The organism is Ruegeria sp. BB9 (genome assembly GCF_056539345.1).
This window is the reverse complement of sequence record NZ_JBQFUU010000001.1, coordinates 407,321-425,384: the sequence shown is the minus strand read 5'-3', so window position 1 is coordinate 425,384 and position 18,064 is coordinate 407,321. Positions and strand designations below refer to the sequence as shown.

Annotated in this window: 24 protein-coding genes; 11 read left to right on the top strand and 13 right to left on the bottom strand. The window is 60.5% G+C overall.

Features of this window, described 5'->3' with window-relative positions:
* Nucleotides 1–36 precede the first annotated feature (36 nt).
* Nucleotides 37–1,839: a PHA/PHB synthase family protein gene (locus ACR0FC_RS02115; RefSeq protein ID WP_170337827.1), complete on the bottom strand. Its 1,803-nt coding sequence runs from the start codon at nucleotides 1,837–1,839 to the stop codon at nucleotides 37–39.
* Nucleotides 1,840–1,950: 111 nt separating this feature from the next.
* On the opposite strand from ACR0FC_RS02115, the gene phaZ reads away from it, so the two are divergent.
* A complete protein-coding gene (phaZ, locus tag ACR0FC_RS02110; RefSeq protein WP_170337826.1) occupies nucleotides 1,951–3,222 on the top strand; it encodes a polyhydroxyalkanoate depolymerase in 1,272 nt (423 codons plus the stop codon).
* Nucleotides 3,222–3,806, top strand: coding sequence for a DUF6151 family protein (locus ACR0FC_RS02105; protein WP_170337824.1), 585 nt, complete (start codon nucleotides 3,222–3,224; stop codon nucleotides 3,804–3,806). Before phaZ ends, ACR0FC_RS02105 begins: the two co-directional genes overlap by 1 nt.
* Here ACR0FC_RS02105 and ACR0FC_RS02100 read toward each other — a convergent pair.
* The 5 genes from ACR0FC_RS02100 to ACR0FC_RS02080 form a co-directional block, all read right to left on the bottom strand.
* A complete protein-coding gene (locus ACR0FC_RS02100; RefSeq protein WP_170337822.1) occupies nucleotides 3,803–4,513 on the bottom strand; it encodes an alpha/beta fold hydrolase in 711 nt (236 codons plus the stop codon). The genes ACR0FC_RS02105 and ACR0FC_RS02100 overlap by 4 nt on opposite strands.
* Nucleotides 4,514–4,597: 84 nt before the next feature.
* Nucleotides 4,598–5,212, bottom strand: coding sequence for a hypothetical protein (locus ACR0FC_RS02095; RefSeq protein WP_170339406.1), 615 nt, complete (start codon nucleotides 5,210–5,212; stop codon nucleotides 4,598–4,600).
* Nucleotides 5,213–5,232: 20 nt separating this feature from the next.
* Nucleotides 5,233–5,658, bottom strand: coding sequence for a VOC family protein (locus ACR0FC_RS02090; protein ID WP_170337820.1), 426 nt, complete (start codon nucleotides 5,656–5,658; stop codon nucleotides 5,233–5,235).
* Nucleotides 5,658–6,650, bottom strand: coding sequence for an alpha/beta hydrolase (locus tag ACR0FC_RS02085; protein ID WP_170337819.1), 993 nt, complete (start codon nucleotides 6,648–6,650; stop codon nucleotides 5,658–5,660). The genes ACR0FC_RS02090 and ACR0FC_RS02085 overlap by 1 nt, the downstream gene beginning before the upstream one ends.
* Nucleotides 6,650–7,399 (bottom strand): alpha/beta hydrolase, encoded by a 750-nt coding sequence (locus ACR0FC_RS02080; RefSeq protein ID WP_170337817.1) that lies wholly within the window; start codon nucleotides 7,397–7,399, stop codon nucleotides 6,650–6,652. The genes ACR0FC_RS02085 and ACR0FC_RS02080 overlap by 1 nt, the downstream gene beginning before the upstream one ends.
* Before the next feature lie 219 nt (nucleotides 7,400–7,618).
* Here ACR0FC_RS02080 and thrS point away from each other — a divergent pair, with 219 nt between their 5' ends.
* From thrS to ACR0FC_RS02055, 5 genes are all read left to right on the top strand, one after another.
* The gene (gene thrS, locus ACR0FC_RS02075) at nucleotides 7,619–9,577 is read left to right on the top strand and encodes a threonine--tRNA ligase (protein WP_170337815.1); all 1,959 of its coding nucleotides are present in this window, start codon (nucleotides 7,619–7,621) and stop codon (nucleotides 9,575–9,577) included.
* A 222-nt stretch (nucleotides 9,578–9,799) separates the two neighbouring features.
* Nucleotides 9,800–10,102, top strand: coding sequence for a BufA1 family periplasmic bufferin-type metallophore (locus tag ACR0FC_RS02070; RefSeq protein WP_005982123.1), 303 nt, complete (start codon nucleotides 9,800–9,802; stop codon nucleotides 10,100–10,102).
* Between the two features lie 73 nt (nucleotides 10,103–10,175).
* Complete coding sequence (gene bufB / locus ACR0FC_RS02065; protein ID WP_093962561.1) at nucleotides 10,176–11,033, top strand: MNIO family bufferin maturase; 858 nt, start codon at nucleotides 10,176–10,178, stop codon at nucleotides 11,031–11,033.
* Nucleotides 11,030–11,794 (top strand): HvfC/BufC N-terminal domain-containing protein, encoded by a 765-nt coding sequence (locus ACR0FC_RS02060; RefSeq protein WP_170337813.1) that lies wholly within the window; start codon nucleotides 11,030–11,032, stop codon nucleotides 11,792–11,794. Before bufB ends, ACR0FC_RS02060 begins: the two co-directional genes overlap by 4 nt.
* On the top strand, nucleotides 11,791–12,318 hold the full coding sequence (locus ACR0FC_RS02055) for a DoxX family membrane protein (protein ID WP_093962563.1): 528 nt from the start codon (nucleotides 11,791–11,793) through the stop codon (nucleotides 12,316–12,318). The genes ACR0FC_RS02060 and ACR0FC_RS02055 overlap by 4 nt, the downstream gene beginning before the upstream one ends.
* A 1-nt stretch (nucleotide 12,319) precedes the next feature.
* On the opposite strand, the gene ACR0FC_RS02050 is transcribed toward ACR0FC_RS02055, so the two are convergent.
* Nucleotides 12,320–12,688 carry a hypothetical protein gene (locus ACR0FC_RS02050; protein WP_170337812.1) on the bottom strand — a complete coding sequence of 123 codons (369 nt, stop codon included), beginning with the start codon at nucleotides 12,686–12,688 and terminating at the stop codon, nucleotides 12,320–12,322.
* Between the two features lie 42 nt (nucleotides 12,689–12,730).
* On the bottom strand, nucleotides 12,731–13,048 hold the full coding sequence (locus ACR0FC_RS02045) for an ArsC/Spx/MgsR family protein (protein ID WP_170337810.1): 318 nt from the start codon (nucleotides 13,046–13,048) through the stop codon (nucleotides 12,731–12,733).
* A 213-nt stretch (nucleotides 13,049–13,261) separates the two neighbouring features.
* Between ACR0FC_RS02045 and ACR0FC_RS02040 the strand changes: the two genes are divergently transcribed.
* A complete protein-coding gene (locus ACR0FC_RS02040; RefSeq protein WP_008758035.1) occupies nucleotides 13,262–13,468 on the top strand; it encodes a cold-shock protein in 207 nt (68 codons plus the stop codon).
* An 82-nt stretch (nucleotides 13,469–13,550) separates the two neighbouring features.
* Here the strand turns inward: ACR0FC_RS02040 and ACR0FC_RS02035 are convergent, their stop codons facing one another.
* Both ACR0FC_RS02035 and thyX read right to left on the bottom strand, forming a co-directional pair.
* Nucleotides 13,551–13,844, bottom strand: coding sequence for a hypothetical protein (locus ACR0FC_RS02035; RefSeq protein WP_170337808.1), 294 nt, complete (start codon nucleotides 13,842–13,844; stop codon nucleotides 13,551–13,553).
* 58 nt (nucleotides 13,845–13,902) lie between these two features.
* A complete protein-coding gene (thyX, locus tag ACR0FC_RS02030) occupies nucleotides 13,903–14,814 on the bottom strand; it encodes an FAD-dependent thymidylate synthase (RefSeq protein ID WP_170337806.1) in 912 nt (303 codons plus the stop codon).
* A 178-nt stretch (nucleotides 14,815–14,992) separates the two neighbouring features.
* Here thyX and ACR0FC_RS02025 point away from each other — a divergent pair, with 178 nt between their 5' ends.
* The 3 genes from ACR0FC_RS02025 to ACR0FC_RS02015 are packed head-to-tail and all read left to right on the top strand — an operon-like array spanning nucleotide 14,993 to nucleotide 16,847.
* Nucleotides 14,993–15,421 carry a VOC family protein gene (locus ACR0FC_RS02025; RefSeq protein ID WP_170337804.1) on the top strand — a complete coding sequence of 143 codons (429 nt, stop codon included), beginning with the start codon at nucleotides 14,993–14,995 and terminating at the stop codon, nucleotides 15,419–15,421.
* Nucleotides 15,418–16,119, top strand: a complete 702-nt coding sequence (locus tag ACR0FC_RS02020; RefSeq protein ID WP_170337802.1) for a DUF1194 domain-containing protein — start codon at nucleotides 15,418–15,420, stop codon at nucleotides 16,117–16,119. The genes ACR0FC_RS02025 and ACR0FC_RS02020 overlap by 4 nt, the downstream gene beginning before the upstream one ends.
* Entirely contained in the window at nucleotides 16,116–16,847 is a 732-nt protein-coding gene (locus tag ACR0FC_RS02015) for a DUF1194 domain-containing protein (protein WP_170337800.1), read from the top strand. Before ACR0FC_RS02020 ends, ACR0FC_RS02015 begins: the two co-directional genes overlap by 4 nt.
* Here the strand turns inward: ACR0FC_RS02015 and ACR0FC_RS02010 are convergent.
* From ACR0FC_RS02010 to ACR0FC_RS02000, 3 genes are all read right to left on the bottom strand, one after another.
* The gene (locus ACR0FC_RS02010; RefSeq protein WP_093962569.1) at nucleotides 16,841–17,338 is read right to left on the bottom strand and encodes a MarR family winged helix-turn-helix transcriptional regulator; all 498 of its coding nucleotides are present in this window, start codon (nucleotides 17,336–17,338) and stop codon (nucleotides 16,841–16,843) included. The two genes, ACR0FC_RS02015 and ACR0FC_RS02010, sit on opposite strands and share 7 nt — an antisense overlap.
* Nucleotides 17,339–17,416: 78 nt before the next feature.
* Nucleotides 17,417–17,665, bottom strand: a complete 249-nt coding sequence (locus tag ACR0FC_RS02005; RefSeq protein WP_170337799.1) for a succinate dehydrogenase assembly factor 2 — start codon at nucleotides 17,663–17,665, stop codon at nucleotides 17,417–17,419.
* On the bottom strand, nucleotides 17,662–18,054 hold the full coding sequence (locus ACR0FC_RS02000) for a helix-turn-helix domain-containing protein (RefSeq protein WP_170337797.1): 393 nt from the start codon (nucleotides 18,052–18,054) through the stop codon (nucleotides 17,662–17,664). The genes ACR0FC_RS02005 and ACR0FC_RS02000 overlap by 4 nt, the downstream gene beginning before the upstream one ends.
* Nucleotides 18,055–18,064 lie beyond the last annotated feature (10 nt).

Genomic DNA, 18,064 nt, shown 5'->3' with positions numbered 1-18,064 from the left:
TGCTGCGGCGCAGAATTTTTTAGTTTCAATGTGAAATCAAGACTTTGGTTTGGCGACTACATAGGTTCCTGGCGCCGGAGCCAACGGTGGGTGGCTCGAATCACCGGGTTCGCGTGCCGGAACCTGCTTGCCAGACCGCTTTTTCAACCAGGCTTCCCAGCGGGGCCACCAGGAGCCTTCGTGGAAGCTTGCCTCTTTCATCCAGGTGTCGGCATCCGCCTTGAGATCGGTGTTGGTATAGTGACCGTATTTCTTTTTGCTGGGCGGATTGACGATGCCTGCAATATGCCCCGATTCCGAAACGATGAAGGTTTTGCTGCGTGATCCCATTTTCTGCACGCCGCGATAGCAGTCTTTCCAAGCGGCGATATGGTCCGTCTCGCAAGTGATCGACATCAACGGCACATCCACGTCGCGGACATGCAGCTTGTGGCCCATCAATTCGAACCCGTCCGAAGCGAACTCGTTGCGCTGACACAAGCCACGTAGATACTGCACAGCCATTTTCGCGGGCAGGTTCGCGCCGTCCCCGTTCCAGTACAACAGGTCAAAGGCGGGTGGCGTCTCGCCCAGCATATAGCTGCGGATCGCCGGTCCATAAACCAGGTCGCGAGACCGAAGGAACGACATCGTGCGCGCCATGATCCATGACCGCAGCACACCTTCCTTGTTCACCTCTTTCTCGATCCCGTCGATGAAATCATTCTGCAGGAACGGGGTAAACTCGCCCTGATCCGAAAAATCGGTCAGCGCCGTGAAGAACGTGGCGGATTTGATTGACTTGTCACCGCGCTGTTTCAAAAGAGACAGAGTGAGGCTCAAGGTCGTGCCGGCAATACAATACCCGACCGTATTGACCTGTTTGACCTTGCAGATCTTCTTGGCCTCTTCGACCGCCGCCAGGAATCCGTCCTGAACGTAGTCTTCCATTCCCGTTTCGGCATAGCTGTCATCCGGATTGACCCAGCTGACGACGAACAAGGTATAGCCCTGATCGGTGATCCACTTGATCAGACTGTTCTGTGCCTTCAGATCCAGAATGTAGAACTTGTTGATCCAAGGCGGGAACAGAACGACGGGGGTTTCATACACCGTCTCGGTCGCAGGACTGTACTGGATCAGTTCCATCATTCGATTTCGATAGACGACTTCGCCGGGCGTTGTGGCCAGGTTGCCGCCCACCTTGAACGCGTTTTCATCCGCCAGCTTGACGATCAACTCGCCATCATTCGCTTCGAGATCGGCAACAAGATTCTCCAGCCCTTGGATCAGCGACTGGCCATCGGTTTCGATCGCCTTCTGCAGAGCGTCGGGGTTGGTCGGCAGGAAATTCGTTGGCGACATCATGTCGACAATCTGCTGCGAGAAGTATTTCAGCCGCCGCTTGTCCTTGGCGTCCAAGTCCTCGACCGACTCCACCGCGTTCGCGATGGCTTCGGCATTGGTCAAGTATTGCTGGCGGACGAGACGGAAATATGGGTTCGTATCCCAAAGCGGGTTCGAGAAGCGTTTATCCTTGCTCGGAGCCTCGTCCGCTTCGCCTTCGCCGGCCAGCAGGGCCTGCTGCGCCGCAGCAAAATTCAGGACGGACTTGCCCCAGTATTCCAGCTGCTGTTCCAACAACTTGGCCGGATTCTGCAGGGCCTCGGCCCAATAAGCTGTTGCTGCTCTTGCAAAAAGTTCCTGATTCGGGCCGTCCAGCGCGGGAGTATGAGCTTTTTTCGACGCCATCACCTCGATCAGCCGCTTGGACAGATCTTCGACTTTCAGCATATTTTCCTTAAGGCGTTCAACGTGTTCGTCGCTTAAGTCGGGCATGTGGCCTTCACTTGTTGTCATTTTAACAAATCCCCCCTATCCTCGCTGCTGTGCAGAATATCGTCGTGGGCACCGGGGGGCAAAGCGACGAATGGTCCGAACTCTCAGGCTGACATTTAGGAGGCCATTCCCGTGCGTTACATGATGACCTACGACCTGATGGAAACCATGCGCAACACCAACCAATGGCTTGGTGCAACCGCAAGCGCGATGGCGTCCTACCCCCAGTTTTCCATGATCCCCAACCCGGCATTCAACTGGATGGCCGCGTGGGGCGAAGTAACCGAACGCACGTTTCAACGCATGGTCGTGAAACCCGATTGGGGTATCCGAACGTTTACCTGCGAAGACGGCAAAGATCATCTGGTGGATGTCACCTCCGTGCTTGAACGCCCGTTTGGCGATCTGGTCCACTTTCGCGTGAATGGCCGCAAAGAGCAACCGCGCAAGGTGCTGTTGGTTGCGCCGATGTCCGGACACTACGCCACCCTGCTGCGCTCGACCGTGAAGAGCCTGCTGGTCAATTGCGAAGTCTACGTGACCGATTGGCATAACGCGCGCGACATCCCCGTGTCCGAAGGCAAGTTCGATGTCGAGGACTACACCCTGTACCTTGTCGATTTCATGAAGGAGCTGGGGCCGGACACGCATGTCGTCGCTGTCTGCCAGCCCGCGCCACTGACCCTCGCGGCGACGGCGTACCTTGCCGAAACCGACCCCAAGGCGCAGCCCAGCACGCTGACGCTGATCGGTGGCCCGGTTGACCCTGATGCAACCCCGACCGAAGTCACCGATTTCGGCCGCCGAGTGACCATGGGCCAGCTTGAGGAAACGATGATCCAGCGGGTGGGCTTCAAGTACAAGGGCGTGGGACGCATGGTTTATCCCGGGCTTCTTCAATTGGCATCCTTCATGTCGATGAATGCCGAGCGCCACGGCAAGGCGTTCTCCGACCAGATCCAGCGCGTCATGCGGGGTGAGGCGTCGGATCATGACGCCCACAACCGTTTCTACGATGAATATCTGGCCGTGATGGACATGACGGCAGAGTTCTACCTCTCGACGGTCGAGCGGGTGTTCAAGAACCGTGAGATCGCCCGGAATGAGTTCATCGTGGCTGGCCACAAAGTCGACATCGGCAAAATCACCGATGTGGCGGTCAAGACGGTCGAAGGCGCCAATGACGACATCTCGGCCCCTGGTCAGTGTATCGCGGCGCTGGACTTGTGCACCGGCCTGCCCGACAGCAAAAAGGCCAGCCATGTCGAACCCGGCGCGGGCCACTACGGTATCTTCGCCGGACGCAGTTGGCGGGACAATATCCGCCCGCTGGTCATAGACTTCATGAACGAAAACAGCCGCAAACCGCGCCGCCGTGCTGCCAACAGCAACAAAGTTGCTTGATGTCCGCAGACCCGGCCCCCGCCCTTCCGTTCGCCTGCAACTGCGGCGAGCTTATCGGCGAGATCACGACCAAGGGGGTGTCCAGCGGCACCCATGTCGTCTGTTTCTGCCCAGATTGCCGCGCCGGACAGCTGTATTTTGGCCAACCTGACCCCGCACCCGGGCCGGTCGACATTTTTCAGATGTCGCCCGAATATATCCGCATCACGAAAGGCGCCGAGAACCTGGCCGTGATGCGGCTGGGCCCCAAAGGTCTGTTTCGATGGTACGCCAAATGCTGCAACGCGCCTGTGGCGACCACCACCAGCAGCATGAAATTCCCCTTTGCTGGTTTTGATGTCGCCAGGTTTTCCGATCCATCCCCTCTGGGGCCGGTGAAGACCCGCGCCCATGTTCCGCAGGCGAATGGGAAATGGAAGCACGAGAATGTGGCTCCTGCTGTTCTCGGCATGATCCGCAGAGTCATTTCGGCGCGCCTTTCCGGTCGTTGGAAGCAAACTCCGTTCTTCGACATCGCAACAGGCAAGCCGGTTGTGGCTCCGCATGTCATCACCCTTGAAGAACGCAAGGCGCTGTACGACTAGAAAGCCCGCACGGGTATGTTCAACCAATCGGACAGCGCGTCCGTGGTTTCACCCGGCGCCTCAAGCGTTGGAAGATGCCCTGCCATGTCCACCACATGCAAGGCGGCCCCGGGGATCAGCTCGGCCATGAAACTGTGTTTTCTGACCGGCGTCAAAGTGTCGTGTGCCCCGCACAGAACCAAGGTCGGCACCTTTATCCTCCGCAGGGTGCCCTGCTGATCCGGGCGGCGCTGCAGAGCGCGCATTTGGCGCACGAACAGGTCCGGCCCCAGCTCCAGCGCCATTTCCAGCATGTGGTTCAATATCGGAATCCGCTGCGGTCCGGGGGCCAGAGTGTCCGAGCCCAGAACCTTGCGCATGACATCCTCAAGACGGCCAGCCTGCGCCGCAACGATCAGCTCTTCGCGGTCGGCTGCGATCTGGGGGGTATCGGCCTGCGCATCCGTCGCCATGAGGCAAAGGCGGGTCACGCGTTCCGGGGCGCGGCGCACCAGTTCCAGCGCGACAATGCCCCCCATGCTCAGACCAGCCAACGCAAAGCGGTGCGGCAACTGGTCCAAAAGCGCCGAGGCAATCTCCTCGATCCGATCACCGCCGCCGATCGGCGCGACCATCACCGGCCGGGTCTGAGACAGCCGGGTTGTCTGCGGCTGAAACAGCCGAGCATCGCACATCAATCCTGGCAGCAAGACCAGCGGCTCGATCACGCAGGGCCTCCTTGTACTGGCCGATCGGCTCGGCCGTTTTGTTGATCAGGATGAGAGTTTCGGCGCAGACGGGCAAGAAAAACTTTAAGGATAGCGGATTGCGCGAAATTCGGGAAAGTCCGCATAGCGCCGACGGCGTTCGCTCAGAGTCTCATCCGGATCGGCGCCGGCCCGGAGCAGGCTGCCACGCGGCGCAATGTAGCTGTCGATCCGGCGCAGCGGGGTGGGCCGCCACACCAGGTTGAAGGCGCAAAGTTTGGGAAAGAACCAGATCTCGGAATAATCCAGATGATCGTGCATCCACCAGGCCAGATCGCGCCAGTCCCGGCCTTGTGCGTAACGGTCGGCAAACCATGGGATCACGATCGAGGCTCCGGCAATTCGCGCCTCGCCTGTGCCGCGGTCCCAGATGTGGCATTCAAGGGGATGATCATTGCGCGCGCAGTTCAACTTGTTCTCGTTTCCAAACCGGTTCAGCGAGGGTGACCGGTATCCAGACCGGACGGCAACACGCCCGAATGTTTCCTCCAACGGGTCCAGAAGGGTTTCGCAGAATGCACGGCCGGTTTCGATGGCCAGATCCGGGTTGTCCGGCAGGTTCTGTTTTTCGTGAAAGTTCCCGATCTCGGAATAAAGGAATTCGCGCATGAAGAAATGGCGCGACAGGCGCACGCGGCCGAGGGTCTCGAGGCTCCACATGCTGCCCGGTCTGCGCATATTCAGTACCCGTTCCAACGAAAGGCCCCATCCGGCGCAAGGGCCGAGTGCGGGTTGAACGCAACTTCCCAGATCGTGCCATCCGGTGCCCGAAAGTACCCATGGTGCCCGCCCCAGAACACGTCTGAGGCTGGTTTCAGGATTTCGGCCCCCGCTGCCTCGGCAGCGTGCAACAGTTCAGCGACACCCTCCTTGGATCGGCAATTGTGGCTGAGCGTCATCGCGCCGCGCCCCAGGGTTTCAACGCCAACCCCGATTTCTTCGGCCAGAGCGGTCAATGGGTACAGACCCAGCGTCTGGCCGATCAGGTCAAAAACGATCACCCCGTCCGGGCTGTCGGTGCGGCGCCAGCCCAACGCCTCGTAAAAGCGGGCTGCGGCTTCGGGATCTTCGGCCCCGATCGTGATCAGGCTGACGCGTTGCTCCATCACTCTACCCCCAAACCGTTCAGCCATTGCAGAATACCCGCCACCGTCGCATCGGTCTGCCCCGGCGACATCAGCCGTCCGGCAATGACGTGCGATTGCGGGTCGTCACCCGGCCCCATGGTTACGGTCTGAACGGTCGCAGGTGCCCCCCAGTCTTCTGCAACTTTGTGAGTCAGGTCGGGGCGAACCACCTGATCGTCATCCGAGAACCAGAACAGAGCCGGCACCAGTGCACCCGAAAAATCCAGCGCGTCGACGGTATCCACCAGAACAGACATCGGAACCACCGCCTCCCACGGATAAGAGGACGACCAGTACAGGTTCTTTTCCGGATCAGGGCCCGACACGTCGCGGGTTTCCCCCATCAGCAACGGCAGCCAGCTGCGCGCCCAAGGCAGTGATGGTATCCAGGATCCGGCCGCCTGCACCCCGAAATTGGGCGAGATGAACACCATCCCGACCACGTCCTTGCTCAGCTCGGGGTCCAGCGCCGCGGCTGCCGCCAGGGTTCCCCCGGTCGAGGTCGAGATCACGATAACCGTGTCGCCCACCGCGCGGGCGGCGGCCAGACCTTCGGCCATGTCCTGCATCCAGCCCGAGGCCGTCCCTTCGGCCATTGCCAACCCGTCGCGCCCGTGCCCCTGCAGGCGCGTATAGACAAGATTGGCCCCCAGCGCTTCGGCGATCCTGTCGGGCACCGGGCGGATTTCCTCGGACGAGGCCGAGAACCCGTGCACATAGAGCACCGAATATGGCGCGCGACGTTCCTTGAACCCGTCCTGCCAGATCACCCGCTTTTCGACACCCGGTACGATGTCGTCATAGGCGGACTCGATGCTTTCGAAATAGACCTGAACCCCCTCGCCGAACTTGCGCGGATCGAACCGCGGGTGCAGATCCACTTCTTCGCGCGGGCCGAACCAGTAGATCAGCCCGCCGACCACCACCAACGCCAGCAAGGCCCGCCCGAGAAACCGCCCCAGCCGCCGCATCAGTTTGTCCCCATCACGTCGCGAACCGCATCCTCGATCAGCCCCAGGCACGGCCCGTCCGAGAACCGGTGATCCGCATCCTTGACCAGCAACAACCGCATGTCCGGACCGCTGGCATGGTCGAGCAGCCGTACAGCGGTGTCGACCGAAACCGCCGTATCCGCCGTGCCTTGCAGAAACCGTACCGGGAACGGCAGGTTCAACGGCGACCGCAATACCAGCCGCGTCCGCCCATCTTCGATCATCCGCTTGGTGATGATGTAGGGCTCCATGTAGTCCGAAGGCAGTTCAACGTGCCCGACCGTCTCCAACGCCTCTTTCTGCGCGTCTGTGAACGAGGCCCAATAGCCGTCCTCGGTGAAATCCGGCGCCGCCGCGATGGTGACCATGCCGGCGATCCGCTCGGGCATGGCCCGCGCCAGCAGCAACGCCTGCCAGCCGCCCATGGACGAACCCACCACAATCAACGGCCCTTCGGTCAGCGCTGAAACCGCCGCAACCGTGTCTTCATGCCAATCCCCGATGCACCCTTCCTCGAACCGGCCGGAGCTTTCCCCGTGCCCGGAATAGTCGAACCGCAAGTAGGCCTGCCCACGCGCCCGCGCCCAGTCCTCCAGATGCACCGCCTTGGTGCCCTCCATGTCCGACTTGAGGCCACCCAGAAAAACGACCGCGGGCCCTGTCCCTTCGCTCTTATGATAGGCCAGCCGCCGCCCCTGCGGCGTTTCCAGAAATGTCGTTGCTGCCATGAAATCCTCACATGCTTTTCCAGCATCATGCACGCGCCGCGCCCAAGTGCAATTCCCGCCCCTCCGTCATCTGGAGGCAGATATCCCGCGGCACGCCAGGAGCAGAGCCCTCTGCCCGCCAACGCTTGACACGGACACCACCAACTGCCAAACGGACCCGACACCATAACCCGCAACCGGGCGTTCAGTGGGCGCCAAACCGACGAGGAGAGCCAGACCATGGCCTTGGATTCAAAATCCGTCTCTCTTACCTTCCCCGATGGCAATTCCCGATCCTACGCGGCAGGCGTTACGCCGGCCGAGGTCGCGGCCGACATCTCCACCTCGCTGGCGAAAAAGGCCATCTCGGCCACCGTCAACGGCCAGCACTGGGACCTGCAGTGGCCCATCGAACAGGATGCCGAAATCGCTCTCCATACGATGAAGGACGAGGCCCAGGCCAACGAACTGATCCGCCACGACTTTGCCCACGTGATGGCCCGCGCGGTGCAGGAAATCTGGCCTGACACCAAGGTCACCATCGGCCCGGTCATCGAAAACGGCTGGTACTACGACTTTGACCGCTCGGAACCCTTCACGCCCGAAGATCTCGGCCTCATCGAAAAAAAGATGAAAGAGATCATCAACAAGCGCGATCCCGTCACCACCGAGATCTGGGACCGCGAGCGTGCCATCGCGTTCTACAAGGCCAACAACGAGCCCTACAAGGTCGAGCTGATCGAGGCGATCCCGGGTGACGAGCCGGTGCGCATGTATTGGCACGGCCACTGGCAGGACCTGTGCCGCGGTCCGCACCTGCAGCATACCGGCCAACTGCCCGGTGACGCCTTCAAGCTGATGTCGATCGCCGGCGCCTACTGGCGCGGCGACAGCAACCGCCCGATGCTGCAACGCATCTACGGCGTGGCCTTCACCGGCAAGGAAAAGCTGAAGGCGCACCTGCACATGCTGGAAGAGGCCGCCAAGCGCGACCACCGCAAGCTGGGCCGCGAGATGGACCTGTTCCACATGCAGGAAGAGGCCCCTGGCCAGATCTTCTGGCACCCCAACGGCTGGACCATCTACACCACGCTGCAGGACTATATGCGGCGTGCCCAGCACCGAGGCGGCTATGTCGAGGTCAACACCCCGCAGGTGGTCGACCGCAAGCTTTGGGAACGCTCGGGCCACTGGGACAAGTACCAGGAAAACATGTTCATCGTCGAAGTTGACGAGGAACACGCCCGCGAAAAGGCCGTGAACGCGCTCAAGCCGATGAACTGTCCCTGCCACGTGGAAATCTTCAAGCAGGGCCTGAAATCCTATCGCGACCTGCCGCTGCGCATGGCCGAGTTCGGATCCTGCGCGCGCTACGAACCCTCGGGCGCGCTGCATGGCATCATGCGGGTCCGCGGCTTTGCCCAGGACGACGCGCATATCTTCTCGACCGAGGACCAGATCGGCGACGAATGTGCCCGCTTCATCGGGTTTCTGACCGATGTCTACAAGGATCTGGGCTTTGACAGTTTCAAGGTCAAATTCTCGGACCGCCCCGAACAGCGCGCCGGCTCGGACGAGGTCTGGGACAAGGCCGAAGAGGCCCTGCTGACCGCCACCCGCGCAGCAGGGGTCGAGCCGGAACTGAACCCCGGCGAAGGTGCCTTCTATGGGCCGAAACTGGAATTCGTCCTGACCGACGCGATCGGGCGTGACTGGCAATGCGGCACCTTCCAGGTGGATTTCGTCCTGCCCGAACGGCTGGACGCCACCTATATCGGCGCCGATGGTGCCAAACACCGTCCGGTGATGCTGCACCGCGCCTGCCTGGGATCGTTCGAACGGTTCATCGGCATCCTGATCGAAGAACACGCCGGCAAACTTCCTTTCTGGCTGGCGCCGCGCCAGGTCGTCGTGGCCTCGATCACCTCCGAGGCCGATGACTATGTTCTGGAAGTGGTCGAAACGCTCAAGGCTGCCGGTGTCCGGGCCGAGGCCGACATCCGCAACGAGAAGATCAACTACAAGGTCCGCGAACATTCGGTCGGCAAGGTGCCAGTGATCCTGGCCGTCGGCCACCGCGAGGTCGAGGAGCGCACCGTCAGTGTGCGCCGCCTTGGCGAGAAGCAGACCCAGGTCCAGCCGCTTGACGCTGTAACAAAAGAGCTGGCGCACGCGGCCACGCCCCCTGATCTTCTGTAACAATCGGCACAGTCTTGCCGCCGATCCGGCCCCCAGCACGGGGCCGGAATGAAACATTTCTGGATTTCCTAATTTATAACAGTGTGTTAACTTGCAAGGGGCATTAACGCTCGCTGACACAGCCGTGAGACACGGGCTCGTGAATTCAACAGAGCAGTGTCAGCCGTTACCTTTGTCACTGTCACAAGCAGACATACGCAATCACGAAAAGGATTACCTGAGATGTCGAACACCGCCAAAACCCTCGTAATCGCAAGCGCCGTTGCCGCAGCTGTTGCGGGCTCTGCAACCACCGCCGCCGCTCAGGCCAAAGAAAAATGCTATGGCGTATCGCTGGCAGGCCAGAATGACTGCGCTGCCGGTCCGGGCACCACATGTGCCGGTACCTCGACTGTGGACTACCAAGGCAACGCCTGGACGTTGGTCGATGCGGGCACTTGCGCCGACATCGAGCTGCCCAAATCCGCGGACGGAACGCCCCGCAAAGGCTCGCTCGAGCCGCTGGAACGCGATCTGCCGGCATAAGGCACGGGAAGGAATGTCAGGGGCGGGCTAAACCAAACAGCCCGCCCTGTTTCTTGCTGAGAAGGATCACGCGATGTTGGATGACGCCCGCAGAATGCAACGGCTGCCCGCCGCGCCCGGGGTCGGCTACAAGCCGCAGCACTACACCGAGATCCTTGACCAGCCCGGCCCGGTCGGCTGGCTGGAAATTCACGCCGAAAACTACATGGGCGACGGCGGTCGACCGCTGGCGCAGCTGCGCCACCTGTCCGAACGGTTTCCCATTTCGGTGCACGGCGTGGGCCTGTCCATCGGTGGCGAAGGGCCGCTGGACGCCGAGCACCTGGCCCGCCTGAAGCATCTTGTGGGCTGGCTGAACCCGGCCAGCTTTTCGGAGCATCTGGCATGGTCCACCCATGACAGCCAGTTCCTGAACGATCTGCTGCCCCTGCCCTATACCGACGCCACACTGACCCGCATCTGCGATCATATCGATCAGGTACAGGAGACGGTGGGCCGGCAGATGCTGCTGGAAAACCCTTCCAGCTATCTCGCTTTTGCTGAAAGCACGTGGTCCGAACCCGACTTCTTGCGCGAGATCACGCGCCGGACTGGATGTGGCCTGCTGCTGGACGTCAACAACGTCTTCGTCTCGGCCACCAATCTGAATTACAGCCCGCAGGCCTATATCGACGCCTACCCTCTGGACCAGGTTGGCGAGATCCACCTGGGGGGCCATGACGAGGATCAGGACGATCACGGCCAACCCCTGCTGATCGACAGCCACGGCCGCGCCGTCGTCGATCCGGTCTGGGCGTTGCTGGACTATGTGCTCGACCAGTCAGGCCCCAAACCCGTGCTGATCGAATGGGACAACGACGTGCCCGACTGGCCCACCTTGCGCTCCGAGGCCGAACGCGCGCAATCCGCGCTGGACCGGATCCCGGCATGAGCGTTTCGCAATCAGAGTTCCGGGCGGCCCTGCTGGACCCGACGGCCCCCGTGCCCGAGGGGTTGCTGGACGATCAGGCCCGCCCCGCCGGACGCCGCTTCAGCGTCTACCGCAACAACGTGGCCGTGTCTCTGACCGAAGCCATGCATCAGGCCTTTCCGGTCATAACCAAGCTGCTGGGTCCGCAGAACATGGACGGCCTGGCCGGAATCTACCTGCGTCAGCACCCGCCTAGCTCTCCGCTGATGATGTTCTATGGCGAGAACTTCCCCGAATTCCTCGCCGACACCGAACAACTGGCGCATCTTGGCTATCTGCCCGACGTGGCGCGGCTGGAACTGGCCTTGCGCCGGTCCTACCACGCCGCCGACAGCCAACCGATCACGCCCGACGCGCTGGCCGCCCTGCCGCCCGAAGACCTGATGCAGGCGCGGCTGGGCTTTGCCCCAACCATGCAGCTGATCCGGTCCGACTGGCCCATCCACGCCATCTGGCGGTTCAACACCGAAGACGGCGCGCCAAAGCCCCAGCCCGGCGCGCAGGACGTGCTGATCACGCGCCCCGAATTTGACCCGTCGCCACACCTGCTGCCGCCCGGCGGGTTCGACTGGATCACCGCCATGCAGGCCGGCCAGACCATTGGTCAGGCCTTCGAGGCAACCACCACCCGGACGCCCGAGTTCGACCTGGGCGCCACCCTGGCACTGCTGCTGCAGGGCAGTGCGATTACTTCAGTGACTATCGAAAGGCCGGAAACATGACTGCCCTGATTTCTATGCACAATTCCGTTCTCGGAAAGCTGGACCACGCCTCGAACTGGCTGACACCGACCGTGGCGCGGCTGACTTTCATAGCGGTTCTTCTGGTCTATTACTGGAACTCGGCCATGACCAAGCTGGGCAGCGGGTTTTTCGGGTTCCTGTTCCCCTCGGACGGGGCCTATGTGCAGATCTTCCCCAAGGCCATGGAGGCCGTCGGCTACGACAGCTCGCAGCTAGGGTTCTTTACCTGGCCCGTTGCCGTCGCCGGAACCTGGGCCGAGTTCATCCTGCCTGCATTGCTTCTGGTGGGGCTGCTGACCCGCCTTGCCGCCCTGGGCATGATCGGGTTCGTCTGGGTCCAGACCTTCACCGATGTCACCGGGCACGGGGTCAAGCTGGGCGGTCTGTTCGACAACACCATAACCCTGATGGATCAGCGGGTTATGTGGACCTTCCTGTTCGTGGTGATCGTGATCAACGGCGCGGGCCCGCTCTCGCTCGACAGGGTTCTACGCCTGAAATGATCTAGAAATGCGCTTTGGGTTCGTCCGGCTTGCCCGCGGCGATCCCAAGCAGCCCCGCAACGCCGGCGAAGGCAATCGGGAACATGGTGAACACGCCGAAGCCAAAGGCGTAGTACATCCCCGCCGCGGAAATCAGCAACAACACACCGGCCAACAGAGCACGCGCATGCGCCATGGCACCCCCGGCAATCGCCAGCAACGGCGCCAGAAGCGATGCCGTCTTGATAAGCTGGGGGTTGTCCACCTGTTCTGCGAGCCCCTCGATCTCGCCGTAACGATCCACAAGCTCGACAAACCCGTACCCAAAAAAACCGACGATCATTCCGACCAGACCGGCAATGACACCCAATATCATCGCTGCGTTTCGCATGAAGTATTCCTGATTGTTGCGCCGGTTCAGATAGTCACCCGATCAAGCAATGCCAAGGGCTGTGCGGGTTTGCGGGGTCCAGCCCAGGAACAAGTGCCCGTCCCATTCGATCAGCGGACGTTTCATCAGGGCAGGATGATCCGCCAGCAGTTCCAGCGGCGGTCGCGAGCGTTGATCGTCGTCTAATCCACGCCAGGTTGTCGAGCGGGTGTTGAGCAAGGCTTCGCCGAACTGGTCAAACGCTTTGGCCAACACCTCCGAAGGAACACCCGCGCCTCGGACATCGATGAATTCGGCATCAGGAAGTGATTTCAGTGCCTTACGGCAGGTATCGCAGGTCTTCAGGCCAAAAAGGCGCATAGTGTATCTACTCCGGTCGTTGCAGCAATTTCGGGCAAAACGAATAGGTTAACCCAGTATTCCTTGATTTTTTACTTCACCGTGCAATGTTGAAAAAGGCGAAACACACAATTTGCGCCGTCTCGTTCGTTCGGAACTGCGTGGGTTTGTGGTCGCTTTGACTATGCCCTGCCGATTTGCTGGGTGACGCGCAAGGAGAAGGAGACACGGGAAATGCCAACCGGCACCGTGAAGTGGTTCAATACGACCAAAGGCTATGGTTTTATTGCCCCCGATGAAGGGGGTAAGGATGTGTTTGTGCATATCTCGGCCGTAGAACGATCCGGCCTGACCGGACTCGCCGACAATCAGAAAGTCTCGTACGAGTTGCAGGACGGACGTGACGGCCGCCAAATGGCGGCTGATTTGAAGCCATTGTAAAAGGGCCCGCCAACTGGCGGGTGCGACGAAACAAGGTCAACGGCCAATTGACAGGCCGTTGTCCACCCTCTTCCCGGATAGTCTAGCCTCGCGTCGGGTCGGTCTCGATGCGGTTTGTCCAGTTGTCGCCCATGGCCACAATGCAGGACGTCCCGGTCGCATAGGTTACGACAAGGGTCCAGTCACCGCGACGGCTGGTCCACACCTCCATGATCTGCTCGGGTCCGCGAACACCAGAGGCGGTCTGCTGCGCCCCAAATTGGTGGCGCAGTTTGTCATGCATCCGCGCCGTGGGCTCGCAGATCACCTCAGCGATTGGCGACTTTGCATACGCTGGCTGGCCCAGCAACAAAGCGACCGCTGCAGTTCTAAACATCAAGCTGAACGTCATGCCCAAAGTGTAACAGGATCATGACAATCCGAACAGGTGGCGATCAGCCTTCGCGGATCACCGCTTCGAACTCACGCCATTCGCGCGCAGTCATGCCCGAGTTTTCCTGCGTCACCTGCTCGCCCTTCAGCATCCGACGCAGCGCTTCGACCATCTGCGCCGACAGGTTGACCGCACCCAGGCGATAGTCTTCGAACGCCTTGTACGCGAACGGTACCCAGTCGGCCACGATCTTGCACATGGTTTCGGCATAGACGCGGATCTCGTATTGCGCATGCGGATCTGCCCGCAGGCGCAGGAAGTGGAACAGATTGTGCAGATCCACCTTCCAATACCACTGCGTGTAGATGTTTGCCGGCAGGTTCATCCGCGCCAGTTCGCGCGCCAGACCCTGCTGGCCATCCTGGCCGATCATCGCTTCGTAATTGTCATAGCAGCGGGCGCTGTCGGCCTTGAGAATGTCCAACACGCGGGCAGCCTCTTCGCCCTGCAGCGCCTCGCCCCGCCCCTGATTGTTGATCGCTGATTGCGCCGCCAGCTGATTCGGCGCGGGAATGTAGAATTCCCGATCAAGGATCGAATAGCGGGCAGAGTATTCGTTCACGTTGGCCGTCCGGTGGCGGATCCACTGACGGGCGACGAAGACCGGCAGTTTCACGTGCAGTTTCACTTCGCACATCTCGAACGGGGTCGAATGCCAGTGGCGCATCAGATAGCGGATCAACCCCTCGTCATTCTGTACGGACTTCGTACCTTTGCCGTAGGACACGCGGGCCGCCTGGCAGATCGCAGCATCATCACCCATATAGTCGATGACCCGCACGAAACCATGGTCCAGAACAGGATGCGCAGTGTAAAGGTGCTGTTCCATACCCGGAGCCACAACACGGCGGGTCGACTGCGTTTGTGCGCGTTGCTCTTCGATCTCGGCCAGTTGTTCGGCGGACAGCGGCATGGACATACCTCGTTTTTGAAATGAGTCGCCGACCACTATATATCGGCAACATCAGCACTGAAACCGCCATATGTGTGCTGCGTCGCGCATTTTTCGGTTTCTCTGCGACCGCCCCCTCGACACGCCCCTGCAGCGCGCTAAGCTGCACACAATCATCAACACCGAAAGGATCGCCGAGATGGGGCTGAGATACCTCCACACCATGGTGCGCGTGAAGGATTTGGAAAAATCCATGGCCTTCTACAAGCTGCTGGGACTCCAGGAAACCCGCCGTTACGACAGCGAGGAAGGGCGGTTTTCGCTGATCTTCATGGCCCCTCCGGGTCAGGAGGACAGGCCGATCGAGCTGACATGGAACTGGGATGGCGATGAGGGTTTGCCAAGCGACAGCCGCCATTTCGGCCACCTGGCCTATGGGGTCGACAACATTTACGAGACCTGTCAGCACCTTGCCGACAATGGTGTCGTCATCAACCGCCCTCCGCGCGATGGGCGTATGGCGTTCGTGCGCTCGCCTGACAACATTTCGGTTGAACTGCTGCAGAATGGCGATGCCTTGCCCCCGGCCGAACCTTGGGCCAGCATGGAAAGCACCGGCCACTGGTGATCCGCTGGCTGACAGGATTGGGGCTGGCCGTTCTGGCCAGCTCTGCTGAGGCCCAAAACTGCCGGCTGGCCTTGGCGCTTGCTTTGGACATATCCGTTTCGGTCGACGCCAAAGAAGACGCCCTGCAGCGGCAGGGCCTGGCTTCAGCCCTGATCGCTCCGGAAGTCCGGAAAGCGTTCTTTTCCTCGCCGCTGCCCGTAGCCCTGACGGTTTATGAGTGGAGCGGTCGCGACGCCCAGTACATCGTCCTTCCCTGGCGCCTGATCGAGACCGAGGCTGATCTGCTTGTTGCAGCGACACAGGTGAGCGAGTCCCAAAGATCTGACAGCGGCTCGGCCACTGCCATGGGATATGCCCTGGCTTTCGGGGCCTCTCTGATGGAGCAGGCTCCGCAATGCCTGTTTCAAACGATTGACCTGTCCGGGGACGGCTCGAACAATGACGGCTACGGTCCGCAGATCGCCTATCGCCACTTTCCCTTCGACCGCATAACCGTGAATGGGTTGGTCATAAATGCGGCGGATTTCGAAGGGGAGCTGTTCCTCATCCCGTTTTTTGAGAACAACGTCTTGCATGGGCCAAACGCCTTTTTGGAAATCGCGCAAGGGTTCGAAGACTTTGAGCGCGCCATGCGACGCAAGCTGGAACGGGAATTGACCAGCCTTCAGGTCGGCGCGTTGGGGCGCAGCGCAAAATGATTACCCGTGCGCTGGCTCTGTATTGTTTGGCCTTGGGCAGCCCGGCCGCTGCTCAATGCCGGCAAGCCCTGGCGCTTGGGTTGGATGTTTCAGGCTCAGTCGACAGCAACGAATACAGACTTCAATTGGACGGCTTGGCCGCTGCCTTGCAACGGCCGGAGGTGGAGCGGTTGATCCTGTCAAATCCGGAAGCCCCCGTTCGCATCTCTGTTTTCGAATGGAGCGAGGCAGGTTTCCAGCGGCTGTTGGTCGGCTGGACCGATATTCGGTCCCCGACCGATTTGTCCGGGATTGCGCGACGCCTACAATCCACCCGTCGGTCATCGGCACCTCAAGGCACAGCGGTGGGGTCTGCCATGCAGTATGGGGCTGATTTGTTGGATACCCAAGCCGCCTGCTGGAAGCGGACGCTGGACCTCTCAGGAGATGGCAAGCACAATGTCGGCCTCCATCCCAGGGAGGCCAAAGCCCAACTGCAGGCAACCGGCATCACGATCAATGGGCTTGTGATCGGAGCCGATGATCCCAGCACCGGGGACAAGCGGTACGTGCAAATCGGAGAGTTGTCGGCCTATTACAACGCTTGGGTCATCCTGGGGCCCGGAGCCTTCGTCGAAACCGCTTTGGGATTTGAAGCCTACGAAGACGCGATGACACGCAAGCTGATCAGAGAGTTGGATTCGCTGGCCCTATCCCAAGTGTTGCCATTGAACGGCGAAAGTCAGTAGATGTACCGGATCTGATCCGTCCAATACCGTTCGACCCGGCGCAAAGCGCTGGTAATCTCTTCGATCCCTTCGGTGCCCAGGACACCTTTGGCTTGCAACCCTTCGGCGTGGCGCGAGAAGAGATCGGCCACGATGTCACGGATTTCCCGTCCCCGAGGTGTCAGACGCACCCGCACCGAACGTCGGTCAATCTCGCATCTCTGGTGATGCATGAACCCCATTTCGACCAATTTCTTGAGGTTGTAACTGACATTGCTGCCTTGATAGTAACCGCGGCTTTTGAGCTCACCGGCAGTCACCTCGTGGTCGCCGATATTGAATAGCAGCAGCGCCTGCACCGCGTTGATTTCCAGAACGCCGACCCGCTCGAACTCGTCCTTGATGACGTCCAGAAGCAACCGATGCAGACGTTCAACCAATGCCAGCGCCTCGAGATAGCTGGACATGAACCCCTTGGTTCCGGGTGCGGAGACCTGCAATTCCAAACTCATCCGATCCTCCGATTCAATCGCGCCGTTCAGGGAACTTTGACGCGAAATTCCGAAGAATCGGTTAAGTCAGTTTTGCCTTTATTTTTGAAATACTTGCGAGATATCGAAGATCATGCTCGCGTAGTGTTCGGGGGCGGCGACCTGCCCCGTTACCCATTGATAGAGGTCCTGATCGTTTTCGTGCAGCAAGGCTTCGTACAGGTCCAATTCGGCCGCAGACATCCGCTCAAGCCGCTGGTCGGCATAGGCAGACAGAATGATGTCCATTTCCTTGATGCCGCGCCGCATCGACCGCATCTTCAGCCGTTTGATCCGGATGTCGTTCATTCGCCTTTCTCCAGCTTCAGCCGCAGCGTCTTCTCGACCCGCGCAAGGCGCTCGGAACTGGCGCGCATCTCGCCTCGGATGGCGCGCAACTCCGCGACCAGCGGTGCCAGCTCCATATCCGCGGCTTCCGCAACATCCGGAGCGTCCATGCCCTCGCCTTCACCGGTCAGCAGCCACATGATCGACACGTTCAACATACCTGCCATCATCGACAGCTTGTTGGCGCGCGGTTCGGACAGGTCATTCTCCCAGGCCACCACAGTGGACTTCTTGACGCCCAGCCGACGGGCCAGTTGAGTCTGGGTCATGCCGGCGGCTTCGCGTGCGCCTGCAACGCGGTCTCCGAATGTCGCGGCCTCGGGTCCGAACCAGTCGGTTTCGTCGCTCATCAAACTCTCC

Bases quoted from the DNA above. Each gene is read 5' to 3' on its own strand.
- ACR0FC_RS02000 (WP_170337797.1), bottom strand. From the start codon at position 18,054: ATGAGCGACGAAACCGACTGGTTCGGACCCGAGGCCGCGACATTCGGA.
- thrS (WP_170337815.1), top strand. From the start codon at position 7,619: ATGGCCTTGGATTCAAAATCCGTCTCTCTTACCTTCCCCGATGGCAAT.
- ACR0FC_RS02040 (WP_008758035.1), top strand. From the start codon at position 13,262: ATGCCAACCGGCACCGTGAAGTGGTTCAATACGACCAAAGGCTATGGT.
- ACR0FC_RS02105 (WP_170337824.1), top strand. From the start codon at position 3,222: ATGTCCGCAGACCCGGCCCCCGCCCTTCCGTTCGCCTGCAACTGCGGC.
- ACR0FC_RS02115 (WP_170337827.1), bottom strand. From the start codon at position 1,839: ATGACAACAAGTGAAGGCCACATGCCCGACTTAAGCGACGAACACGTT.
- thyX (WP_170337806.1), bottom strand. From the start codon at position 14,814: ATGCCGCTGTCCGCCGAACAACTGGCCGAGATCGAAGAGCAACGCGCA.
- ACR0FC_RS02035 (WP_170337808.1), bottom strand. From the start codon at position 13,844: ATGTTTAGAACTGCAGCGGTCGCTTTGTTGCTGGGCCAGCCAGCGTAT.
- ACR0FC_RS02060 (WP_170337813.1), top strand. From the start codon at position 11,030: ATGAGCGTTTCGCAATCAGAGTTCCGGGCGGCCCTGCTGGACCCGACG.
- ACR0FC_RS02085 (WP_170337819.1), bottom strand. From the start codon at position 6,650: ATGCGGCGGCTGGGGCGGTTTCTCGGGCGGGCCTTGCTGGCGTTGGTG.
- ACR0FC_RS02005 (WP_170337799.1), bottom strand. From the start codon at position 17,665: ATGAACGACATCCGGATCAAACGGCTGAAGATGCGGTCGATGCGGCGC.
- ACR0FC_RS02010 (WP_093962569.1), bottom strand. From the start codon at position 17,338: ATGAGTTTGGAATTGCAGGTCTCCGCACCCGGAACCAAGGGGTTCATG.
- ACR0FC_RS02070 (WP_005982123.1), top strand. From the start codon at position 9,800: ATGTCGAACACCGCCAAAACCCTCGTAATCGCAAGCGCCGTTGCCGCA.
- ACR0FC_RS02050 (WP_170337812.1), bottom strand. From the start codon at position 12,688: ATGCGAAACGCAGCGATGATATTGGGTGTCATTGCCGGTCTGGTCGGA.
- ACR0FC_RS02080 (WP_170337817.1), bottom strand. From the start codon at position 7,399: ATGGCAGCAACGACATTTCTGGAAACGCCGCAGGGGCGGCGGCTGGCC.
- ACR0FC_RS02045 (WP_170337810.1), bottom strand. From the start codon at position 13,048: ATGCGCCTTTTTGGCCTGAAGACCTGCGATACCTGCCGTAAGGCACTG.
- ACR0FC_RS02025 (WP_170337804.1), top strand. From the start codon at position 14,993: ATGGGGCTGAGATACCTCCACACCATGGTGCGCGTGAAGGATTTGGAA.
- ACR0FC_RS02015 (WP_170337800.1), top strand. From the start codon at position 16,116: ATGATTACCCGTGCGCTGGCTCTGTATTGTTTGGCCTTGGGCAGCCCG.
- bufB (WP_093962561.1), top strand. From the start codon at position 10,176: ATGTTGGATGACGCCCGCAGAATGCAACGGCTGCCCGCCGCGCCCGGG.
- ACR0FC_RS02090 (WP_170337820.1), bottom strand. From the start codon at position 5,658: ATGGAGCAACGCGTCAGCCTGATCACGATCGGGGCCGAAGATCCCGAA.
- ACR0FC_RS02055 (WP_093962563.1), top strand. From the start codon at position 11,791: ATGACTGCCCTGATTTCTATGCACAATTCCGTTCTCGGAAAGCTGGAC.
- ACR0FC_RS02095 (WP_170339406.1), bottom strand. From the start codon at position 5,212: ATGTGGAGCCTCGAGACCCTCGGCCGCGTGCGCCTGTCGCGCCATTTC.